Origin of the sequence: Rhodoferax ferrireducens, assembly GCF_003347515.1 — a bacterium.
Classification (GTDB): domain Bacteria; phylum Pseudomonadota; class Gammaproteobacteria; order Burkholderiales; family Burkholderiaceae_C; genus Rhodoferax.
Genome location: NZ_QEII01000297.1, coordinates 86,876 through 102,740 on the forward strand (window position 1 = coordinate 86,876; position 15,865 = coordinate 102,740).

The following is a 15,865-nucleotide window of genomic DNA, read 5'->3' on the forward strand; positions in this document are numbered from 1 at the left end:
GGATCAGGCGACCTGGCGGCTGCGCAGCGCCAGATGGGCGGCGAAGGCTTGCGTCAGCGCGGGCAGCACCTGCATCGCGTTGCCGACAATGCCGTAGTGCGCGAAGTCGAAGATCGGTGCGTTGACGTCGGTGTTGATCGCCACGATCACATCCGAACTCTCGCAGCCCACGCGGTGCTGGACCGCGCCGGAAATGCCGGCAGCGATGTAGAGCTTGGGTCGCACGGTCTTGCCGGTCTGGCCCACTTGCCGATCGGCCTCGACCCAGCCGGCCTGCACACAGGGCCGTGTGGCTCCGACCTCGCCGCCGAGCACGCGGGCCAGCTCGAACACCATCTTGAAGTTTTCCGGATTCTTCAAGCCCTTGCCGCCGCTGACGATGACGTCGGCATACGGCAGGTTGATCTTGTTGCTGTGGGCGTCGGCGATGAAATCGAGCAGCTTGGTGACGATCTGCGTCTCCACCATGCCGAGCGTGTCATAGGTGATCTCGCCGGTGCGGCTGGCGTCGGCCGGCGGCATCAGCATGACGCGCGGCCGCACGGTGGCCATCTGCGGGCGGTAGGCCAGCGTCATGATGGTGCAATAGAGCGAACCGCCAAAGGTGGGGCGCGTCGCGGCCAATGCCTTGGAGGTCGGGTCAATGTTGAGTTCGGTGCAGTCGGCGGTCAGGCCGGTGAGCAGCGTGGTGGCGACCGAGCCGGCCAGGTCACGACCCATCGAGGTGGCGCCGAGCAGCATGATTTCCGGCTGGTATTTATTGACCAGGTCGGTCAGGCCCTTGGTGAAGGGCTCGTTGCGGTAGCCCTTGAGCACCGGGTCCTGCATGATGTAGGCCTTGTCGGCGCCAAAGGTGAAGGCCTCGGCGGCGAACTTCTCCAGCGACTCGTCAAAGCCGCCGAGCAGGATCGCGCTGACCGGGCAACCCAGCTTGTCGGCCAGCTTGCGCGCTTCGCCCACCAGCTCCCACGAGACGCTGTGGACATGGCCGCGGTCGTGTTCGATGAAGACCCAAACGCCTTTGTAGGCCTTCAGTTCGTCGGACAACTCCACATTGCGGCGGCCGGCCGGGCGCTTGGCCGGGGCTGCGGCGGGGGTAGGTGCTTGGCTCATGTCATCTCCTTCATCAGCAAATCGGATTCCAGCGTCGGGTGGCGCGTGAAAATCTTCTGGATCAGATTGAGCGACAGGTCGCGCAGGCTGGAGGTCTCCAGGTCCAGCATCTCGGCCTTCTCGCTGCGTGGTGTCGGGCCGAAGACCTTGCTCACCACGGTGGGCGAGCCCTTCAGGCCGATCTTGTCGAAGTCCTCGATGCCGGCCTGCTCCTTGCTCCACTTGCGCACCGGGTAGGCGGCAGCGTGGATCATGGCGGGCAGGTTGGCAAAACGCATCTCGTTGGTGTTCTCCAGCATCGTGATCAGGCACGGCAGCGAGGTTTTGAGCACCTGCACGCCCCCTTCGGCGCGCCGCTCCACCGTGATGGTGCGTTTTTCCTCATCGACCTCGACGATGCGTGAGACATAGGTCAGCAACTGCAACCCCATGCGTTTGGCGATGCCGGGGCCGACCTGGGCGGTGTCGCCGTCGATGGTCTGCTTGCCGGTGAACACAATGTCCACCGCCTGCTCCTTGGCGATCTGGCGCACGCCGGCGGCCAGCGCATAAGAGGTGGCCAGCGTGTCGGCACCGGCGAAAGCGCGGTCGGTCACCAGCACGGCGTCGTCGGCGCCAAAGCTGATGCACTTGCGCAAGGCTTCTTCGGCTTGCGGCGGGCCCATGCACAGCATGGTGACCTTGCCGCCGAACTTGTCCTTGAGACGCAGGGCCTCTTCCAGCGAGAACAGGTCATACGGGTTGACGATGGCCGGGACGCCCTGGCGCATGATGGTGTTGGTGACCGGGTGGACGCGAATCTGCGCCGAATCGGGAACCTGTTTGATACAAACGACGATGTGCATGGCAATGCTCCTGGTAGTCCTTTTAGGCGACGGCGCGCTGTGGCATCGACGCCTTGAGGCTGTCGAGCGTCACATGCTGGCGGCCGTTGGTGTCCTGGAACACCTTGAACACTTTTTCCTGTGCTGGCGTCGAGGTGACGAAATCCGCGTAGGCCTTGACCAGCTGTTCGCGGTACAGGGTGTAGAGGCCCACCTCGTTGGTCTGCACCAACAGGTTCTCCTGGCGGATGTACTGGAAGAATCGCTTGAGGATGTGCAGCCGGCTGACGTTGACCACATGCTGGTCGAAGGGCACGCCGAAGTACTGCAGAAAATCCTCGGCTGAGGACAGCGCCTTGAGTTGTTGAAGGAAGTTTTCCATCGGGCTTACTCCATGGTGGATGTTTGAAGAAAGGATTGCGCGAATCCCGGCTCGGTGCAGTGGTCGTCGCAGGCACCACAGGGCGCCTCAGCCGTGGCGAAGATGCGGCTTTGCGCCTGCTGCGTCCGCTCCAGTTGCGCCACGCGGTCCAGCAGGCAGGCAATCGCCTTGCCAACCGGATCGGGAATCAGGTGGTGATCGAGGTCAAAGCCGTGGGTGGTGCGGCGGCGCGGCGCCACCACGCGGCCCGGAATGCCGACCACGGTGGCGTCCGCCGGCACGGCGTCAATGACGACGGAGTTGGCCGCCACACGCGCCCGGTCACCGACCATGATCGGTCCCAAAATCTTGGCGCCGGCGCCCACCACCACATGGTTGCCCAGAGTGGGATGGCGCTTGCCGATGCGCCAGCTGGTGCCGCCCAGCGTCACGCCGTGGTACAGCGTGACATCGTTGCCGACCTCCGCCGTTTCACCAATCACGACGCCGGTGCCATGGTCGATGAAGAAGCGCGCACCGATGCTGGCGCCGGGGTGAATATCCACCTGGGTCAGCCCGCGCGCGATAAAGGAAATACAGCGCGGCAGGTAGCGCCAGCCGCGCCCCCACAAGGCATGCGCCATGCGGTGCAGCGCGATGGCTTGCACGCCCGGGTAAATGGTCCAGACCTCAAGCAGGTTACGCGCGGCCGGATCGCGCTCCAGCACACAACGCGCATCCTCGCGCAGCAGCGACCACCAGGTGCGCTGAGACACGCCCGGTTCATTGGCCGGCTCGGCGCGCAGGGATTTTGGGTTGGGTTTCATGCCTGACCCAGGGCCACGGTATGGACCGTGAGCGGCGCAAATGACGTGTAGGAATCACGCAAGAAACCCCGCAACTCGTCCGGGGTCGCTTCCTGTTTCACGCGCATGGCGTGGTCGCGGATGCGCGCCAGCACGCGGCCGGTCAGCGCATCGTCGTCCAGCACCACGCCCAGCAGTCCGTAGGCCTGGCGCACCGCCTGCGAACCGGAATGCTTGCCCAGGACAGTGCGCCGCTGGCGGCCGAGTTCCGACGGATCAAAACTCTCGTAGGTGGAGGCATTTTTCAGCAAGCCATCAATGTGGATGCCGGACTCGTGGGTGAACACGGCGTCACCCACAATGCTTTTATTGAAGGCCACTTGCCGACCCGAGGCCCGCGCCACCAGACGTGAGATAGGCATCAGCGCCTGCGTGTCCACGCCGGTGTCGGCCTGGTGCAGGTGGCGCACACCCATCACCACTTCTTCCAAGGCGGCATTGCCGGCACGTTCGCCCAGGCCGTTCACCGTGGTGTTGGCATGCGTGGCGCCGGCGCGCAAGGCCGCCAGGGTGTTGGCGGTGGCCATGCCGAGGTCGTTGTGGGCGTGGATTTCGATCTCGAGATCCACCGCTTCACGCAGGCGCGCAATGGCGTCATAAGTGGTGAAGGGGTCGAGCACGCCGAGGGTATCGGCAAAGCGGATGCGACTGGCGCCGCAGGCCTGGGCACGCTGCGCCACCAGGGTCAGAAAGTCGGCGTCGGCGCGCGAAGCATCTTCGGCGCCGAGTGAAATCTTGCGGCCGCTGGCAACCGCTTGTTCGATCACCCGCGTAACCTGCGTCAACACCCATTCGCGCGACTGGCGCAGCTTGTGGCGCAAGTGAATGTCCGATACCGGGATCGAGAGGTGAATGATGTCGGCCTGGCAGCGCAGTGCACTGGCCAGGTCGCCCTCCGTCAGGCGGCCCCAGACCATCAGGCTTGAGGGCAGTTCAAGGGCCGCGATGGCGTTGATGCAGTCAATCTCTTCCTCGCCCATGGCGGGGATGCCGATCTCCATCTCCGGCACCCCGGCTGCGGCCAGCGCGCAGGCAATCGCGCATTTCTCATCGACCGTGAACGCCACCCCGGCGGTCTGCTCGCCGTCGCGCAGCGTGGTGTCGTTGATGATGAGGTTGAGGGGCATGGTGTGGCGTCCTTTGCATAGCTTCATCGCAAAGTTCATGCCACCAGTTTTTGGGCCTGTCAGCGTCGTGGGGGACAGACAGCGGGACGGGTTTGTCGGGTATCGGGCCGGCGGCCCGGTTTAGCCACTAACTATGGTTGTCGGAAATGTGTTGTTTCGGACAGAGTTCGGTGAGACTGGCATGAGAGCCGCACCTACAGCGGCCTGACAAAGCAAAAAAGGCCACAACCCTTCGGTTGTGGCCTTTTTTAAAGCGAAAGCTACTTGACCCCAGCGACCTGCCTGTCGTGTTTTTGCCGGTAAACCGCTTTGCTGTCCCGACTGGCTTCGCGGTTGAGCTGCTTGCGCTCTTGCACGGTGACTATGCCGTCGGCCTTGACCGTTTGTTTGTCGGCCTCAAGCTTCGCTTCGCGTTTTTCGAGACGAAGCGCTTCTCTTTTGTTCAGCTGCCCCGAGGCAACGCCCTGCTCAATGCGCTTTTCCTGATTCGCCTGACGCTGATCCAGGCGCGGGGTAGCCGTCGTGGTTTGGGCGAAAGCGGCGCCGCTGGCAGCCAGAACCAGCGCGGTGATCAAAGTCTGAATTTTCATCATGAATTCCTTGTTGATTGAAGCATGGAGACCATCCCCATGAGAACGTAACGCCAGACTCGACAGGGCGGACGACATGCACATTGCAAATGTCTTGTAAACGGCCCGCTCCTTTCGATGCATGTTTCATTCGGCAAAGGTGATGAGATTTCCATCCGGATCGAGGACGGCGAACTCCTTGGCACCCCATGGCTTTTCATCAAGAAGTGCGTTTGGGTGCACGATGCCTGCGGTAGTGCATACCGCGTAAAGGGCATCCAGCCCCTGCACGCGAATCCTGCAACTGGTGTTCTCGGCGATGTGTCTTTCATCGCAGGCCCAGAAGTGAATATGCACTGTGTCACGCGACACGATGCCGTAGACGCCCTGCTCCATGTGCACTCTGTTGAAACCGAGGTGAATGCGGAAGAACTCAACTGAGCGCTCGATATCGAGCGATGCAAGCACGGGCGTTGCGGCGACGAATTGCGTTTCGGTGGACATGATTCAAACCTTTTTTTTGCGCCTGAACATCGGCTCAGTCTTCACTGACCAGCCCTGACTCAAGGGCTTGGGCTGGATTCGCGAAGATGGCCATCGCAGTCGTCATGCGTTTGAAGCCAAACTTGCGGTAGAAGGGTTCCTTGCCGGGAACCGCGTACAGGATGATCTTCTTGTGATTTTTGGAGAGAATCACCAGCGTCGACACAATCGCTTTGCCGACACCGGCGCCTTGATGGCCCGGGTGAACGGCGACGTCGCAGAGGTAAGCGCAATCCACACCATCGGCCAGTACCCGACCGGCGCCGATCAGCCTCCCCGCATCGTAGACAAAGCACTTGAACATGCTGGCGGCAAACACGGTCTTCAAGACTGCCGCATTCTTGTTGCCCAGCGGGGCGACGCGGTAGAGGTCGGAGAGCTCGTCCCAGTCGATGTTATCCAGGGCGTAGCGCCATTCGAGGGCCATGGGACTACCTCATGGCCTTGTCGAGAAGCGACAAGCCCTGCGCCTCCTGCCCCGTGCCACGAGCCGCACGCAACTGAAAACGCGTCTCGACATCGAACTCAGCCAACATCAGGGTGCTCATTTCATAACTCCTTCAAAAAATCAAAAATCATCGGGCGAAATCGCTCGCAATTGGGCAAAACGCAATTCATAGCCGCGCAGATTGCGCGCGCCGCCGCTCCATGGCAATGGAAGACTGCTCGAAGCCGAGCTTGGCGAAGAACTCAGAAGCCCCTTCGCGCCCGGCGCGCAATACCCATGTAATTTTGGGATTGGAGCCCGTTGCCTGCCCGACCAAGCGACGACCAATGCCTTTTCCCCGATGCGCTGCGGTAACTACAACCATGGAGAGATAGCCGTTTGATTGGCTGTCCGTGATGCCGCGAGCGAAGCCGACGACGCGGTTTTCAATGACCGCGACTTCTGCGATCTGCGACGCTTCGACCAGTGCAGCGAATTGATGGAGATCGCCGACGCGATCTTTCCAGCCGCTGGCCATGAGTAGCTCGTGAACGCTTTGGACTTCTTCAGGTCGCACTCGGCGGAGTTCCATAGCGCCTAACGAGGTGAACTCAACTGAGCGCGCAATATCGAGCGATGCAAGGATGGACGGCCATACGATGGCTTGCGCAACGATGACCCTTTCGCCGTTGAAGGTGGCAGAGGGCGAACCATAAAGCACATAGCCGATCGCTATGGCTTCACTGACCCTGCGACAAAACGCCGCGTCGTCTGGCCCGGTGAGTAAGCGGTAGGTCGGCAAATCGTCTGGTGGTTGCGCCGATGGAAGATGAGTACCGTTCATGAGATTGCCCTAAACGACAGATGATGGGGAAGCAGAAAGCGCCTCGTAATGTGTCACAAACGGTTCACGCTCCAGCAAATAGTTGTCATCTTCCGGAAAGTAGCGCGCCCGCTCGTAGTCCGGCCCGGCGAACGCCCGGATAGCATCGAGCGAATCCCAATACGTGAGCAACAAGAAGTGCGCAACATCACCCTCAATGCGACGAAAAACGTGCACACCTTGGTTCCCTGGCGTGGAAGCGTATTCACTCAAGCCAGTGCGGAGTAGGTAGGCATGATAGGCATCAGCCTGCTTTGCGGGAACACGGCCATGCCAGGTTCTTGCAATCATGATGGGTCTCCTCGGTTCTTTGGGTTGCACCATATTCAGAAGCCAGGCAAGTCACCAGACTGCCAACAGGGCGAGAGGCGGATTTTATGAAACTGCGCACGCCCTGCGCTTCAATAAGGCGTTCCATTCTTGTGTGCGTACTGCCATTTCCCGTCATTCCCCAATGCGGCTTGCAAGTCGTCGTCCGGGTAGGTCGCGGCATCGCCAGCGCTGCGGTCGCCGACTTCGAGATAAAGAACATCGGTGTTGGTCCGGTTCACGAGTTGATGCGCGTTCCCCGTACCGGCTTTGAAGCCCGCGCACATGCCCGGAGAAAGCGGTGTCTCGCCTTGGTCCGCGATGAGCACCGGGTGTCCCTCCAGGATGTACAAAAATTCGTCTTGCTTCGTGTGGGCGTGGAGAAGGGCAGAGCCTGCGCCCGGAACGAGGCGCGTCAGGTTCACGCCGAAGTTCGACAAACCGAAGATGTCACCCAGCGGTCGTTTCTCCCGGCCCGCCATGCGCGATGCAAACGGCTCTGGGTAGTTGGAGGGCTTGGTTCGGGGTGCTGCATCCAGGGCAAAGATGGCGGCGGGGAACTCGGTATTCGGCATGGAGACTCCGGGGTGTTGATGGCCGTTTTAACGCTGAGTCAGGCTTGGTTGTGTGCCTGCCGTGCATATATAAACTCGATGAGATTCAATGCCAAATGTGCGATGAAGGGTGCGAGAACACCGCCTCGCCAATAATACAAACCAACAAACGTACCGCCGGCTACAACGCCGGTTAGCAGCATGTACCAGAAGCCACCCGCCCAATGCAGAAGACCAAAGAATGCGCAGGTGAGCATCACTGCCCCAAGCGTGCCGAGGTGCGTGGCGAGGAGCGGGAGGGCAACGCCCCGGTACAGGGTTTCTTCGACCAGTGGCGCCAGCAGAACATTTGCAATGAAAAATAGAACTATGCTGCTCGAAACGGCGGGTAGTACTGCCCCGGGAGGAACGAAGTCACCGACCGTGCGCTGCAAAGTTTCAAGTAATGGGGCCAACCAATACAGATACAAGATGGCCAATAGAGCCCCAGCAAGCAAACCGACAGCGACATCCAAAAATGCTTTGCTGAATTCAGGCAGCAGCCACGCGGCTTTGACTTGAGGTGCGAAGCGTGTCAAGAGAAGCGAAAGGCCCACCAGCATCCCAAGCAAGATATGTGGCACCAGCGCAGCGACACGTTCTGGTATTTGTGATTCTGGAACTCCTCGGACACTCATCCATATCGAGGCACTAACAATGCCCAACAGGAACAACGCTGGCCCCGCTGTAAGCAACAACCATGCTTTGCGGGGGATGGTCGTGAGCAATTGAATGGGCATGGAATGAAAACCTAACAAAAATTGGACTGAACCACTATAGCCCGGCCATCCCTGCCAATGTCTTGGTGGCAAAACCTACCGTATGACGGTTGAGGTCTTGCAGCGCTTGGGAGACGGATATGCTGCTATTTTTATAGCTGCTTGCGAACTATCCATAAGGGATAGAGGCCACTTTGCTTCATGAAAATATGAAGAGGATCTGTTTGGACTGCAACGTGATGGACGCTGGCGGCAGGAGCGATCCGTGGCGCCTGGATTGCCGCGCTGCGCTCGCAATGACGGTCCAATGACAGGCCCATGACAGGCCCATGACGGGTTTGTGCAGCGGGAACGCGGAATGAGCCCTCAATGCTCCCGCGCATGGTTGCGCGTGTGGCGCGGAAACTCCACCGTGATGTCGGTATCTTTGAGCTTGACGCAACAGGCCAGCCGCGACTGCGCTTCCAGGCCCCAGGCGTGGTCGAGCTGGTCGTTCTCTTCGTCGTCCGGTTCTTTCAGCGAGGCGCCGCCTTCTCGCACGTACACATGGCAGGTGGCACACGCCGCCACCATCTCACAGGCATGCTCAATCGCCACACCAGCGGTAAGCAGACTCTCGCACAGCGAGGCACCGCGCTTGACTTCGAAGTCGCGGCCTTCGGGGCACAAGTCGGGGTGAGGCAGTAGGTGAATGTGCGGCATGTGAGAGCTTGGTAGGTTTGGGACGAGGAACCGGCGCGAGGAATAGACTCAGGCCAGGCTGTCCATGGTCTGGCCGGCGAGGGCCTGACGGATGGAGGCGTTCATGCGCCGCGCGGCGAATTCATCGGTGACGGCGCCGAGTGCGACCGTCGCGAGACGCAGCTCTTCCACCGGCGCCTCTGTTTCCAGCATGTCGCCGACAACAAACATGGCCTTGCGAATGGCGCTTAGTTCTACCGCCGACAGCAGCGCGGCGTCCGTGTGCAGTGCGGCTTCGGTGGCATCGAGCATGCGCCGTGCATCGACCTGGGCCTCGCGCAAGGAGCGCAGCAGCATGTCTTCTTTCGACGAGCCAATGGCATCCTGCAGCATGGCCGATATTTGCGTGTCGGCCAGGCCATACGAAGGTTTGACCTCGATGTGGGCCTCGATGCCGCTGGCTTGTTCACGCGCCGTAACCGAGAGCAATCCGTCGGCATCAATCTGGAAACTGACGCGGATGTGCACCGAGCCCGCAACCGCCGGAGGAATACCGCGCAGCTCGAAACGTGCGAGGGAACGGCAGTTGGCGACGGTCTCGCGTTCACCCTGCACCACATGCAGCGACATCGCGGTTTGGCCGTCCTTGAAGGTGGTGAATTCCTGGGCACGTGCCATCGGCAGCGTTGAGTTGCGCGGGATGATCTTCTCGACCAGGCCGCCCATGGTCTCGATGCCGAGTGACAGCGGACAGACATCGAGCAACAGCCATTCGTCGCCGCTGCTGTTGCCGGCCAGCACATTGGCCTGCAAGGCGGCGCCAAGCGCGACCACCTGGTCCGGGTCGATGTCGACGAGTGGCTCGCGGCCGAAGAATTCGCGCACGGCATCGCGGGCGATCGGCATGCGGGTGGAGCCGCCCACCAGCACCACGCCGGTGATGTCGGCAGTGCTCAGTTTGGCATCGCGCAGCGCGCGCTTCGTGGCGCCCATGGTGCGGGCGATCAGCATGGCGCCAAGTTCGGCAAACTGGGCGCGCGACAGGATGGCCAGTTGCGCCTTGCCGTCGGCATGGGTGAGGGACAGGACCGAAGTCTCATGCTGCGACAGCGCCTCTTTCGCCGCGCGGGACGCGGCCAGCAGACTGCGCTGGGAACCCGGTGGCAAGGCGGCCAGGCCGTCAATGCCATGCTGCGTACAGAACCACTCGGCGATGGCGTGGTCGAAGTCGTCGCCGCCCAGGGCCGAATCACCGCCAGTGGACAAGACCTCAAACACGCCCTTGGTCAGACTGAGGATGGAGATATCAAAAGTGCCGCCGCCCAGGTCGTAAATGGCAAACGTGCCTTCCGCCGCTTTGTCCAGTCCGTAGGCAATGGCTGCAGCGGTGGGCTCGTTGAGCAGGCGCAAGACGGTGAGGCCGGCCAGACGCGCGGCGTCCTTGGTGGCCTGGCGCTGCGCGTCGTCGAAGTACGCGGGCACGGTGATCACGACGCCGGCGAGCGGGCCACCGAGCGAGACTTCGGCGCGTTCGCGCAAGGCGGTCAGGATTTCAGCCGAAACCTGCACCGGCGAGCGCTCGCCGGAGATGGTCGTGATGCCGACCATGCCGGGGGCATCGGTAAAGCGATAGGGCAAACCAGCCGAGCCTTTCAAATCCGCCAGGCTGCGGCCCATGAAACGTTTGACCGAGACGATGGTGTTTTCAGGATCTTCAGCCTGGCTCTCCTGTGCCTCGCGGCCCACCACAATGCCGTTGCCTGGCAGATAACGCACGACCGAGGGCAGCAACATGGCACCGTCCTCGTCCGGCAGCGCACGCGCCACGGCGCTCTGCACGGTGGCGATCAGCGAGTTGGTGGTGCCCAGGTCGATGCCAGCGGCCAGCCGGTGCTGGTGCGGCGCGGCGCTCTGACCGGGTTCGGCGATTTGCAGTAGTGCCATGTTGGGACCTTAGGTGAGGAGCGTGGGGGTCATGTCTTTAGACGGCGAAGCTCTCGCCACAGCCGCAGTTGGCTTTGGCGTTCGGGTTGTTGAACTTGAAGCCTTCGTTCAGGCCTTCGCGCACGAAGTCGAGTTCGGTGCCGGCCAGCATGCCCAGGCTGCGCGGGTCGACGATGACTTTCACGCCGTGAGTCTCGAAGCATTCGTCATCGGCGTTGGCCGCATCGACGAATTCGAGTGCGTAGGCAAAGCCGTTACAGCCGCTGGTCTTGACCGCCAGGCGCAGGCCGATGCCGCTGCCGCGTTTGGCCAGGGATTTCTCGACGTGGCGCGCCGCCGCAGGAGTCAAGGACACACTCATGACATCACCTCCTAAACAGAGAAAGAACTGCCGCAGCCACAGGTGGTCTGGGCATTGGGGTTTTGAATGACAAAGCGCGAGCCTTCCAGGCCATCCTCAAAGTCAACCCGGGCACCCAACACGTACTGCAGGCTCATGGCATCCACCACCAGGGCAACCCCTTCGGTGACGATTTGCGTATCGTCTTCGGCGACCTGATCGTCAAAGGCAAAACCGTAAGAGAAACCCGAGCAGCCGCCACCGGTGACGTACAAGCGCAGCTTGAGGTTGGGGTTGCCCTCCTCCACGATCAAGTCGGCCACTTTGGCGGCGGCCGAGGGGGTGAATTCCAGCTGGCTGGGCATGACGCCGGGCAGGGTGGGACTGGCAATGGTCAGAGCTGCTTCCATTTTGAATTCCTTGGTTGGGTATGCGGTGTGGCGGTGGATGGGGGGAGACTCAACGCGTGCTGGAGGCGCAGGCGGGCTGTTCGGAGACCAGGGTGCCGCCGCCGGCGGGGTGGCGCGAACGGAAGTCGGCGACCGCGGCCTTGATGGCGTCTTCGGCCAGGATCGAGCAATGAATCTTGACGGGCGGCAGGGCCAGCTCTTCAGCGATGTCGGCGTTCTTGATGGCCAGCGCCTCGTCCAGCGTGCGCCCACGCACCCATTCCGTGACCAGCGAACTCGACGCGATGGCCGAGCCGCAGCCGTAGGTCTTGAACTTGGCGTCCTCGATCACGCCTTGGGCATTAACGCGGATCTGCAGCCGCATCACATCACCGCAGGCAGGCGCGCCCACCATGCCGGTGCCGATGCTGTCGTCGCCGGCCTCGAAGGCGCCGACGTTGCGTGGGTTTTCGTAGTGGTCAACGACCTTGTCACTGTATGCCATGGAGTTCTCCGTATCGGGTGTGGGGGTGGACGGGCTGGTTGAGCCGGGACTCAGTGTTCTGACCACTGGATGGAGTTGAGATCGACGCCGGCCTGCACCATGTCCCACAGCGGGCTCATGGCGCGCAGTTTGGTGACAACCTGGGTGACTTGTTCGATCGTGAAATCAATGTCTTCAACCGTCGTGAAGCGGCCGATGGAGAAGCGCACCGAGCTGTGGGCCAGCTCGTCGCTGCGGCCCATGGCGCGCAGCACATAGCTGGGCTCCAGACTGGCCGAGGTGCAGGCCGAACCCGAGGACACGGCCACGCCCTTGATCCCCATCAAAAGCGACTCGCCCTCGACGTAGTTGAAGCTGGCATTCAGGTAGTGCACGGCCCGGTGTTGTTCGTCGCCGTTGACCACGACCGCGTCCATCTTCTGGAAGCCGGCCCAGAGCCGGTCGCGCAGCGCGCTGATGCGGGCATTGTCAGCCACCATGTTTTCGCGCGCCAGCCAGAAGGCCTCGCCCATGCCGACGATCTGGTGCGTGGGCAAGGTGCCCGAGCGCATGCCACGCTCGTGGCCACCACCATGCATCTGCGCTTCGATGCGCACGCGGGGTTTGCGCCGCACGTAGAGTGCGCCAACGCCTTTGGGACCGTAGATTTTGTGCGCCGACAGCGACATCATGTCGATCGGCAATTGATCCAGATCAATGGCGACCTTGCCCGCTGCCTGCGCGGCATCGACATGAAACAGCACGCCCTTGGCGCGGCAAATGGCACCGATGGCAGCCACGTCCTGAATGACGCCGGTTTCGTTGTTGACGAACATCACCGAGGCCAGGATGGTGTCGGGGCGCAACGCGGCTTCAAACACCGCCAGATCGAGCAGCCCGCTGGGCAGCACCGACAACACGGTGACCTCAAAGCCCTCGCGCTCCAGCTCACGCATGCTGTCCAGCACCGCCTTGTGCTCGGTCGCCAGCGTGATCAGGTGCTTGCCCTTGCCTTTGTAGAAATGGGCGGCGCCTTTGATGGCCAGGTTGTTCGACTCGGTGGCGCCCGAGGTCCAGGCGATCTCGCGCGGGTCGGCGTTGATCAGTGAACAAACCTGCTCACGGGCCAGCTCCACGGCCTCGTCGGCGGCCCAGCCGTAGGCATGGGAGCGGCTGGCGGGGTTGCCATAGATTTCCGTCAAATAGGGAATCATCTTGCTCGCCACGCGCCGATCTACCGGTGTGGTCGCCGCGTAGTCGAGGTACACAGGGGGGGCGGCGCGGAAATGGGCTTTGTCGAGGCTAGGGTCCGTCATGGCTGGCTCCTGAGAAAAGAGGTAGGTCACCCTTCCTACCGCAATTTCGGTGCCATGCGTTTTGTCGCATCAATCAAGGCTCTCGTCGCAACGATTGTTGCTTTTGTGAGCGAGCGGCATCGCATGTCCCAACGACCTTGTCTCGTTTGTCGGTAACAGCATGTTTCAGTCGCGTCCGTTGTGTCGCTTTGGGTATTTTTGGTACGTTTCTTGCACGAATTACGCCCAGAGGCCGTTGCACAGTCGCTGTGTCCCATTCCTGGTGCGTACCAGTGTCCGGGCGCGGTGTAATTTGATGTAGCAGGCCCGATGTTGCACACAACTGGGGCTCTACATGGTGAACACACAAATGACGGAAGCTCGCCGCGAGCTCAACGCGATTTATGAAGTCAGCAAGACGCTGGCCACTTCGCTGGACGTTGACAAGACCTTTCGCGAAGCCTTGAACTACCTGTTGCACGCCTTCGACTGGCGGCGCGCCTTTGTGGTGCTGGGCGAACCCGAGGGCCGGCTGCGCGGCATGTGCGCCGTCGGCCTCACACGCGAGGAACAGCAACGCCTGCAGTTCCAGTCCGGCGAAGGCATCGTCGGGCGCGTCTACGCCAACGGCATCCAGGTCATTGTGCCCGACGTGCACGCCGAGCCGCTGTTCCTCAATCGCACCGGTGGCGCCGACCAGACCCCGGGCGTGCCCGTGGCCATGCTGGTCACCCCCATTCGCGCCGACCGCCGAACCATCGGTGTGTTGGCCATTGATTGCCTCAACCCCGGCGAGCGCCGCGGCTTCTCGGACGACCTGCAGTTACTGAAAATGGTGGCCACGCTGATGGGGCAGGCGCTGCTCTTGCACCGCAGCGTCAGCGCCGCGCACAACACCATGCAGGATGAGGTGCGCCGCAAGGACAAGATGCTCAAGCCCAGCCAGCAGATTGATCAGGTGGTGGGCGTCTCCGCACCGATGCAGGAAGTTTTCGACCAGGTCCATCAGGTCGCACCGGCCCGCACCACCGTGCTGCTGCGCGGCGAGAGCGGCACCGGCAAGGAAGTGATTGCGCGCGCCATTCATAACCTTTCGCCGCGCAAGCGCGAGGCCTTCGTGCGGGTCAATTGCGCCGCGCTGACCGAGTCGCTGCTGGAGAGCGAATTGTTCGGCCACGAAAAAGGCGCCTACACCGGCGCACTGGGGCAACGCAAGGGCCGCTTCGAGCTGTCGCACGGCGGCACCTTGTTCCTCGACGAAATCGGCGACATCTCGGCCTCCTTCCAGGCCAAGCTGCTGCGCGTGCTGCAGGAGCGTGAGTTCGAGCGCGTTGGCGGCACGGCCGTGGTGAAGGTGGACGTGCGCCTGATTCTTGCCACCAATCGCAACCTGGAACGCATGGTGCAGGCCGGCGAGTTCCGCGCCGATCTCTACTACCGTATCAACGTGGTCAGCATCCAGCTGCCGCCGTTGCGCGAACGGCGCGAGGACATCCCGGCCATGGCGCAGCATTTTCTGGAGCGTTTCAACCAGGAAAATGTGCGCACCACGCAATTCAGCCCGGCCGCCATGCGCGTGCTCGCCAGCTGCTACTGGCCCGGCAATGTGCGGGAGCTGGAAAACTGCGTGGAGCGCACCGCCACCATGGCGCATGACGACGTCATCACCGACCTGGCCTTTCCGTGCCAGGGCAACCGCTGCCTGACCCAGGTGCTGCACCACATCGACCGCGAAGATGCGGTGCGCCCTGCCCGTCTGGCCGATATTCCCATCACCGAAGTGCCAATGGCACCGGCGCACCCTCATCATGAGGCCGCACCGCCATTCCCGGCCGATGTCACACCAGCCTCGGTTGCGGTCGCCGATGACGCCGCTACGGTCGACCATGATGACGCCGTGGTGCCCGACGACGGCAAGCCCGACGGCGAACGTGATCGCCTGGTCTGGGCCATGGAGCGCTGCGGCTGGGTTCAGGCCAAGGCCGCGCGCCTGCTGAAAATATCGCCACGCCAGATGGGCTACGCGCTGCAAAAGAACGGGATTGAAGTCAGAAAGTTTTGAAACCGCGTGACACCCCGAACTCGATGCCCATATTCAGCGGGTCGGGGTCGTGTTCTACGAGCGGAAAGCCTGGGGTTCATAGTTTCATCGCCGGCATTGGTGGGTGGCAGGATCAAGGTAGCTTCGCAGTGGGAGTGGTCTTTCGGCAACCTCGCCCAATTCCGGATTCAGGCTGTTTGACGCCTAGAATCGACTGAAAACAATCAGCGGTGTTTGTCGAATTCTTTATACCTGTATGAAAGTTTGAAAAAACCGCCAAAACCAAGGCTGCCAGCCGTTCTCAGGAGGAATTCATGACCAGTTTATCCCGCAGGTTTTGCGGTATACATTACGTTA

19 protein-coding genes and 1 pseudogene are annotated in these 15,865 nt (G+C 61.7%); 1 reads left to right on the plus strand and 19 read right to left on the minus strand.

All coding sequences use genetic code 11. The annotated features are described in order from the left end of the window. Positions 1–3: 3 nt before the first annotated feature. The 19 genes and pseudogenes from C5P05_RS19580 to C5P05_RS19670 all read right to left on the minus strand — a co-directional run bounded on the left by C5P05_RS19580 (position 4) and on the right by C5P05_RS19670 (position 13,488). On the minus strand, positions 4–1,113 hold the full coding sequence (locus C5P05_RS19580) for an electron transfer flavoprotein subunit alpha/FixB family protein (protein ID WP_114971519.1): 1,110 nt from the start codon (positions 1,111–1,113) through the stop codon (positions 4–6). Then, positions 1,110–1,958 (minus strand): electron transfer flavoprotein subunit beta/FixA family protein, encoded by an 849-nt coding sequence (locus C5P05_RS19585; RefSeq protein WP_114971520.1) that lies wholly within the window; start codon positions 1,956–1,958, stop codon positions 1,110–1,112. The genes C5P05_RS19580 and C5P05_RS19585 overlap by 4 nt, the downstream gene beginning before the upstream one ends. A gap of 22 nt (positions 1,959–1,980) precedes the next feature. Next, positions 1,981–2,319: a nitrogenase stabilizing/protective protein NifW gene (gene nifW, locus C5P05_RS19590; RefSeq protein ID WP_114971521.1), complete on the minus strand. Its 339-nt coding sequence runs from the start codon at positions 2,317–2,319 to the stop codon at positions 1,981–1,983. Positions 2,320–2,324: 5 nt separating this feature from the next. Beyond that, positions 2,325–3,125: a serine O-acetyltransferase gene (gene cysE / locus C5P05_RS19595; RefSeq protein ID WP_114971522.1), complete on the minus strand. Its 801-nt coding sequence runs from the start codon at positions 3,123–3,125 to the stop codon at positions 2,325–2,327. Beyond that, complete coding sequence (gene nifV / locus C5P05_RS19600; RefSeq protein WP_114971676.1) at positions 3,122–4,291, minus strand: homocitrate synthase; 1,170 nt, start codon at positions 4,289–4,291, stop codon at positions 3,122–3,124. Before nifV ends, cysE begins: the two co-directional genes overlap by 4 nt. Before the next feature lie 260 nt (positions 4,292–4,551). Next, complete coding sequence (locus C5P05_RS19605) at positions 4,552–4,959, minus strand: hypothetical protein (protein ID WP_198674795.1); 408 nt, start codon at positions 4,957–4,959, stop codon at positions 4,552–4,554. Positions 4,960–5,007: 48 nt separating this feature from the next. Next, complete coding sequence (locus C5P05_RS19610; protein ID WP_114971524.1) at positions 5,008–5,364, minus strand: bleomycin resistance protein; 357 nt, start codon at positions 5,362–5,364, stop codon at positions 5,008–5,010. A 34-nt stretch (positions 5,365–5,398) separates the two neighbouring features. Beyond that, positions 5,399–5,830, minus strand: a complete 432-nt coding sequence (locus tag C5P05_RS19615) for a GNAT family N-acetyltransferase (protein WP_114971525.1) — start codon at positions 5,828–5,830, stop codon at positions 5,399–5,401. Between the two features lie 187 nt (positions 5,831–6,017). After that, complete coding sequence (locus C5P05_RS19620) at positions 6,018–6,422, minus strand: GNAT family N-acetyltransferase (RefSeq protein ID WP_114971677.1); 405 nt, start codon at positions 6,420–6,422, stop codon at positions 6,018–6,020. 54 nt (positions 6,423–6,476) lie between these two features. Further along, positions 6,477–6,674: pseudogene (locus C5P05_RS19625) on the minus strand (DUF1737 domain-containing protein); the annotation flags it as partial. 9 nt (positions 6,675–6,683) lie between these two features. Further along, positions 6,684–7,004 (minus strand): antibiotic biosynthesis monooxygenase family protein, encoded by a 321-nt coding sequence (locus C5P05_RS19630; protein ID WP_114971526.1) that lies wholly within the window; start codon positions 7,002–7,004, stop codon positions 6,684–6,686. Positions 7,005–7,114: 110 nt separating this feature from the next. Then, a complete protein-coding gene (locus C5P05_RS19635; RefSeq protein ID WP_114971527.1) occupies positions 7,115–7,597 on the minus strand; it encodes a cupin domain-containing protein in 483 nt (160 codons plus the stop codon). 38 nt (positions 7,598–7,635) lie between these two features. Continuing rightward, a complete protein-coding gene (locus C5P05_RS19640) occupies positions 7,636–8,355 on the minus strand; it encodes a CPBP family intramembrane glutamic endopeptidase (RefSeq protein ID WP_114971528.1) in 720 nt (239 codons plus the stop codon). Positions 8,356–8,700: 345 nt separating this feature from the next. After that, positions 8,701–9,036, minus strand: coding sequence for an ISC system 2Fe-2S type ferredoxin (fdx, locus tag C5P05_RS19645; RefSeq protein ID WP_114971529.1), 336 nt, complete (start codon positions 9,034–9,036; stop codon positions 8,701–8,703). A 48-nt stretch (positions 9,037–9,084) separates the two neighbouring features. Beyond that, complete coding sequence (gene hscA / locus C5P05_RS19650; protein ID WP_114971530.1) at positions 9,085–10,959, minus strand: Fe-S protein assembly chaperone HscA; 1,875 nt, start codon at positions 10,957–10,959, stop codon at positions 9,085–9,087. Positions 10,960–10,996: 37 nt separating this feature from the next. Beyond that, a complete protein-coding gene (gene iscA / locus C5P05_RS19655; RefSeq protein ID WP_114971531.1) occupies positions 10,997–11,320 on the minus strand; it encodes an iron-sulfur cluster assembly protein IscA in 324 nt (107 codons plus the stop codon). 11 nt (positions 11,321–11,331) lie between these two features. Next, complete coding sequence (gene erpA, locus C5P05_RS19660) at positions 11,332–11,664, minus strand: iron-sulfur cluster insertion protein ErpA (protein WP_420130764.1); 333 nt, start codon at positions 11,662–11,664, stop codon at positions 11,332–11,334. A 94-nt stretch (positions 11,665–11,758) separates the two neighbouring features. Then, positions 11,759–12,193 (minus strand): Fe-S cluster assembly scaffold IscU, encoded by a 435-nt coding sequence (gene iscU / locus C5P05_RS19665; protein WP_114971533.1) that lies wholly within the window; start codon positions 12,191–12,193, stop codon positions 11,759–11,761. 50 nt (positions 12,194–12,243) lie between these two features. Further along, positions 12,244–13,488, minus strand: a complete 1,245-nt coding sequence (locus C5P05_RS19670) for an IscS subfamily cysteine desulfurase (protein ID WP_114971534.1) — start codon at positions 13,486–13,488, stop codon at positions 12,244–12,246. 334 nt (positions 13,489–13,822) lie between these two features. On the opposite strand from C5P05_RS19670, the gene nifA reads away from it, so the two are divergent. After that, on the plus strand, positions 13,823–15,529 hold the full coding sequence (gene nifA / locus C5P05_RS19675; RefSeq protein WP_114971535.1) for a nif-specific transcriptional activator NifA: 1,707 nt from the start codon (positions 13,823–13,825) through the stop codon (positions 15,527–15,529). Positions 15,530–15,865: the final 336 nt, after the last annotated feature.

Excerpts from the sequence above, each read along its gene's own strand:
- C5P05_RS19635 (WP_114971527.1), bottom strand. The coding sequence starts at position 7,597 with ATGCCGAATACCGAGTTCCCCGCCGCCATCTTTGCCCTGGATGCAGCA.
- C5P05_RS19580 (WP_114971519.1), bottom strand. The coding sequence starts at position 1,113 with ATGAGCCAAGCACCTACCCCCGCCGCAGCCCCGGCCAAGCGCCCGGCC.
- nifA (WP_114971535.1), top strand. The coding sequence starts at position 13,823 with ATGGTGAACACACAAATGACGGAAGCTCGCCGCGAGCTCAACGCGATT.
- iscU (WP_114971533.1), bottom strand. The coding sequence starts at position 12,193 with ATGGCATACAGTGACAAGGTCGTTGACCACTACGAAAACCCACGCAAC.
- C5P05_RS19670 (WP_114971534.1), bottom strand. The coding sequence starts at position 13,488 with ATGACGGACCCTAGCCTCGACAAAGCCCATTTCCGCGCCGCCCCCCCT.
- C5P05_RS19610 (WP_114971524.1), bottom strand. The coding sequence starts at position 5,364 with ATGTCCACCGAAACGCAATTCGTCGCCGCAACGCCCGTGCTTGCATCG.
- nifW (WP_114971521.1), bottom strand. The coding sequence starts at position 2,319 with ATGGAAAACTTCCTTCAACAACTCAAGGCGCTGTCCTCAGCCGAGGAT.
- C5P05_RS19630 (WP_114971526.1), bottom strand. The coding sequence starts at position 7,004 with ATGATTGCAAGAACCTGGCATGGCCGTGTTCCCGCAAAGCAGGCTGAT.
- cysE (WP_114971522.1), bottom strand. The coding sequence starts at position 3,125 with ATGAAACCCAACCCAAAATCCCTGCGCGCCGAGCCGGCCAATGAACCG.
- erpA (WP_420130764.1), bottom strand. The coding sequence starts at position 11,664 with ATGCCCAGCCAGCTGGAATTCACCCCCTCGGCCGCCGCCAAAGTGGCC.
- hscA (WP_114971530.1), bottom strand. The coding sequence starts at position 10,959 with ATGGCACTACTGCAAATCGCCGAACCCGGTCAGAGCGCCGCGCCGCAC.
- C5P05_RS19615 (WP_114971525.1), bottom strand. The coding sequence starts at position 5,830 with ATGGCCCTCGAATGGCGCTACGCCCTGGATAACATCGACTGGGACGAG.
- C5P05_RS19585 (WP_114971520.1), bottom strand. The coding sequence starts at position 1,958 with ATGCACATCGTCGTTTGTATCAAACAGGTTCCCGATTCGGCGCAGATT.
- nifV (WP_114971676.1), bottom strand. The coding sequence starts at position 4,291 with ATGCCCCTCAACCTCATCATCAACGACACCACGCTGCGCGACGGCGAG.
- C5P05_RS19605 (WP_198674795.1), bottom strand. The coding sequence starts at position 4,959 with ATGTCGTCCGCCCTGTCGAGTCTGGCGTTACGTTCTCATGGGGATGGT.
- fdx (WP_114971529.1), bottom strand. The coding sequence starts at position 9,036 with ATGCCGCACATTCACCTACTGCCTCACCCCGACTTGTGCCCCGAAGGC.
- C5P05_RS19620 (WP_114971677.1), bottom strand. The coding sequence starts at position 6,422 with ATGGAACTCCGCCGAGTGCGACCTGAAGAAGTCCAAAGCGTTCACGAG.
- iscA (WP_114971531.1), bottom strand. The coding sequence starts at position 11,320 with ATGAGTGTGTCCTTGACTCCTGCGGCGGCGCGCCACGTCGAGAAATCC.
- C5P05_RS19640 (WP_114971528.1), bottom strand. The coding sequence starts at position 8,355 with ATGCCCATTCAATTGCTCACGACCATCCCCCGCAAAGCATGGTTGTTG.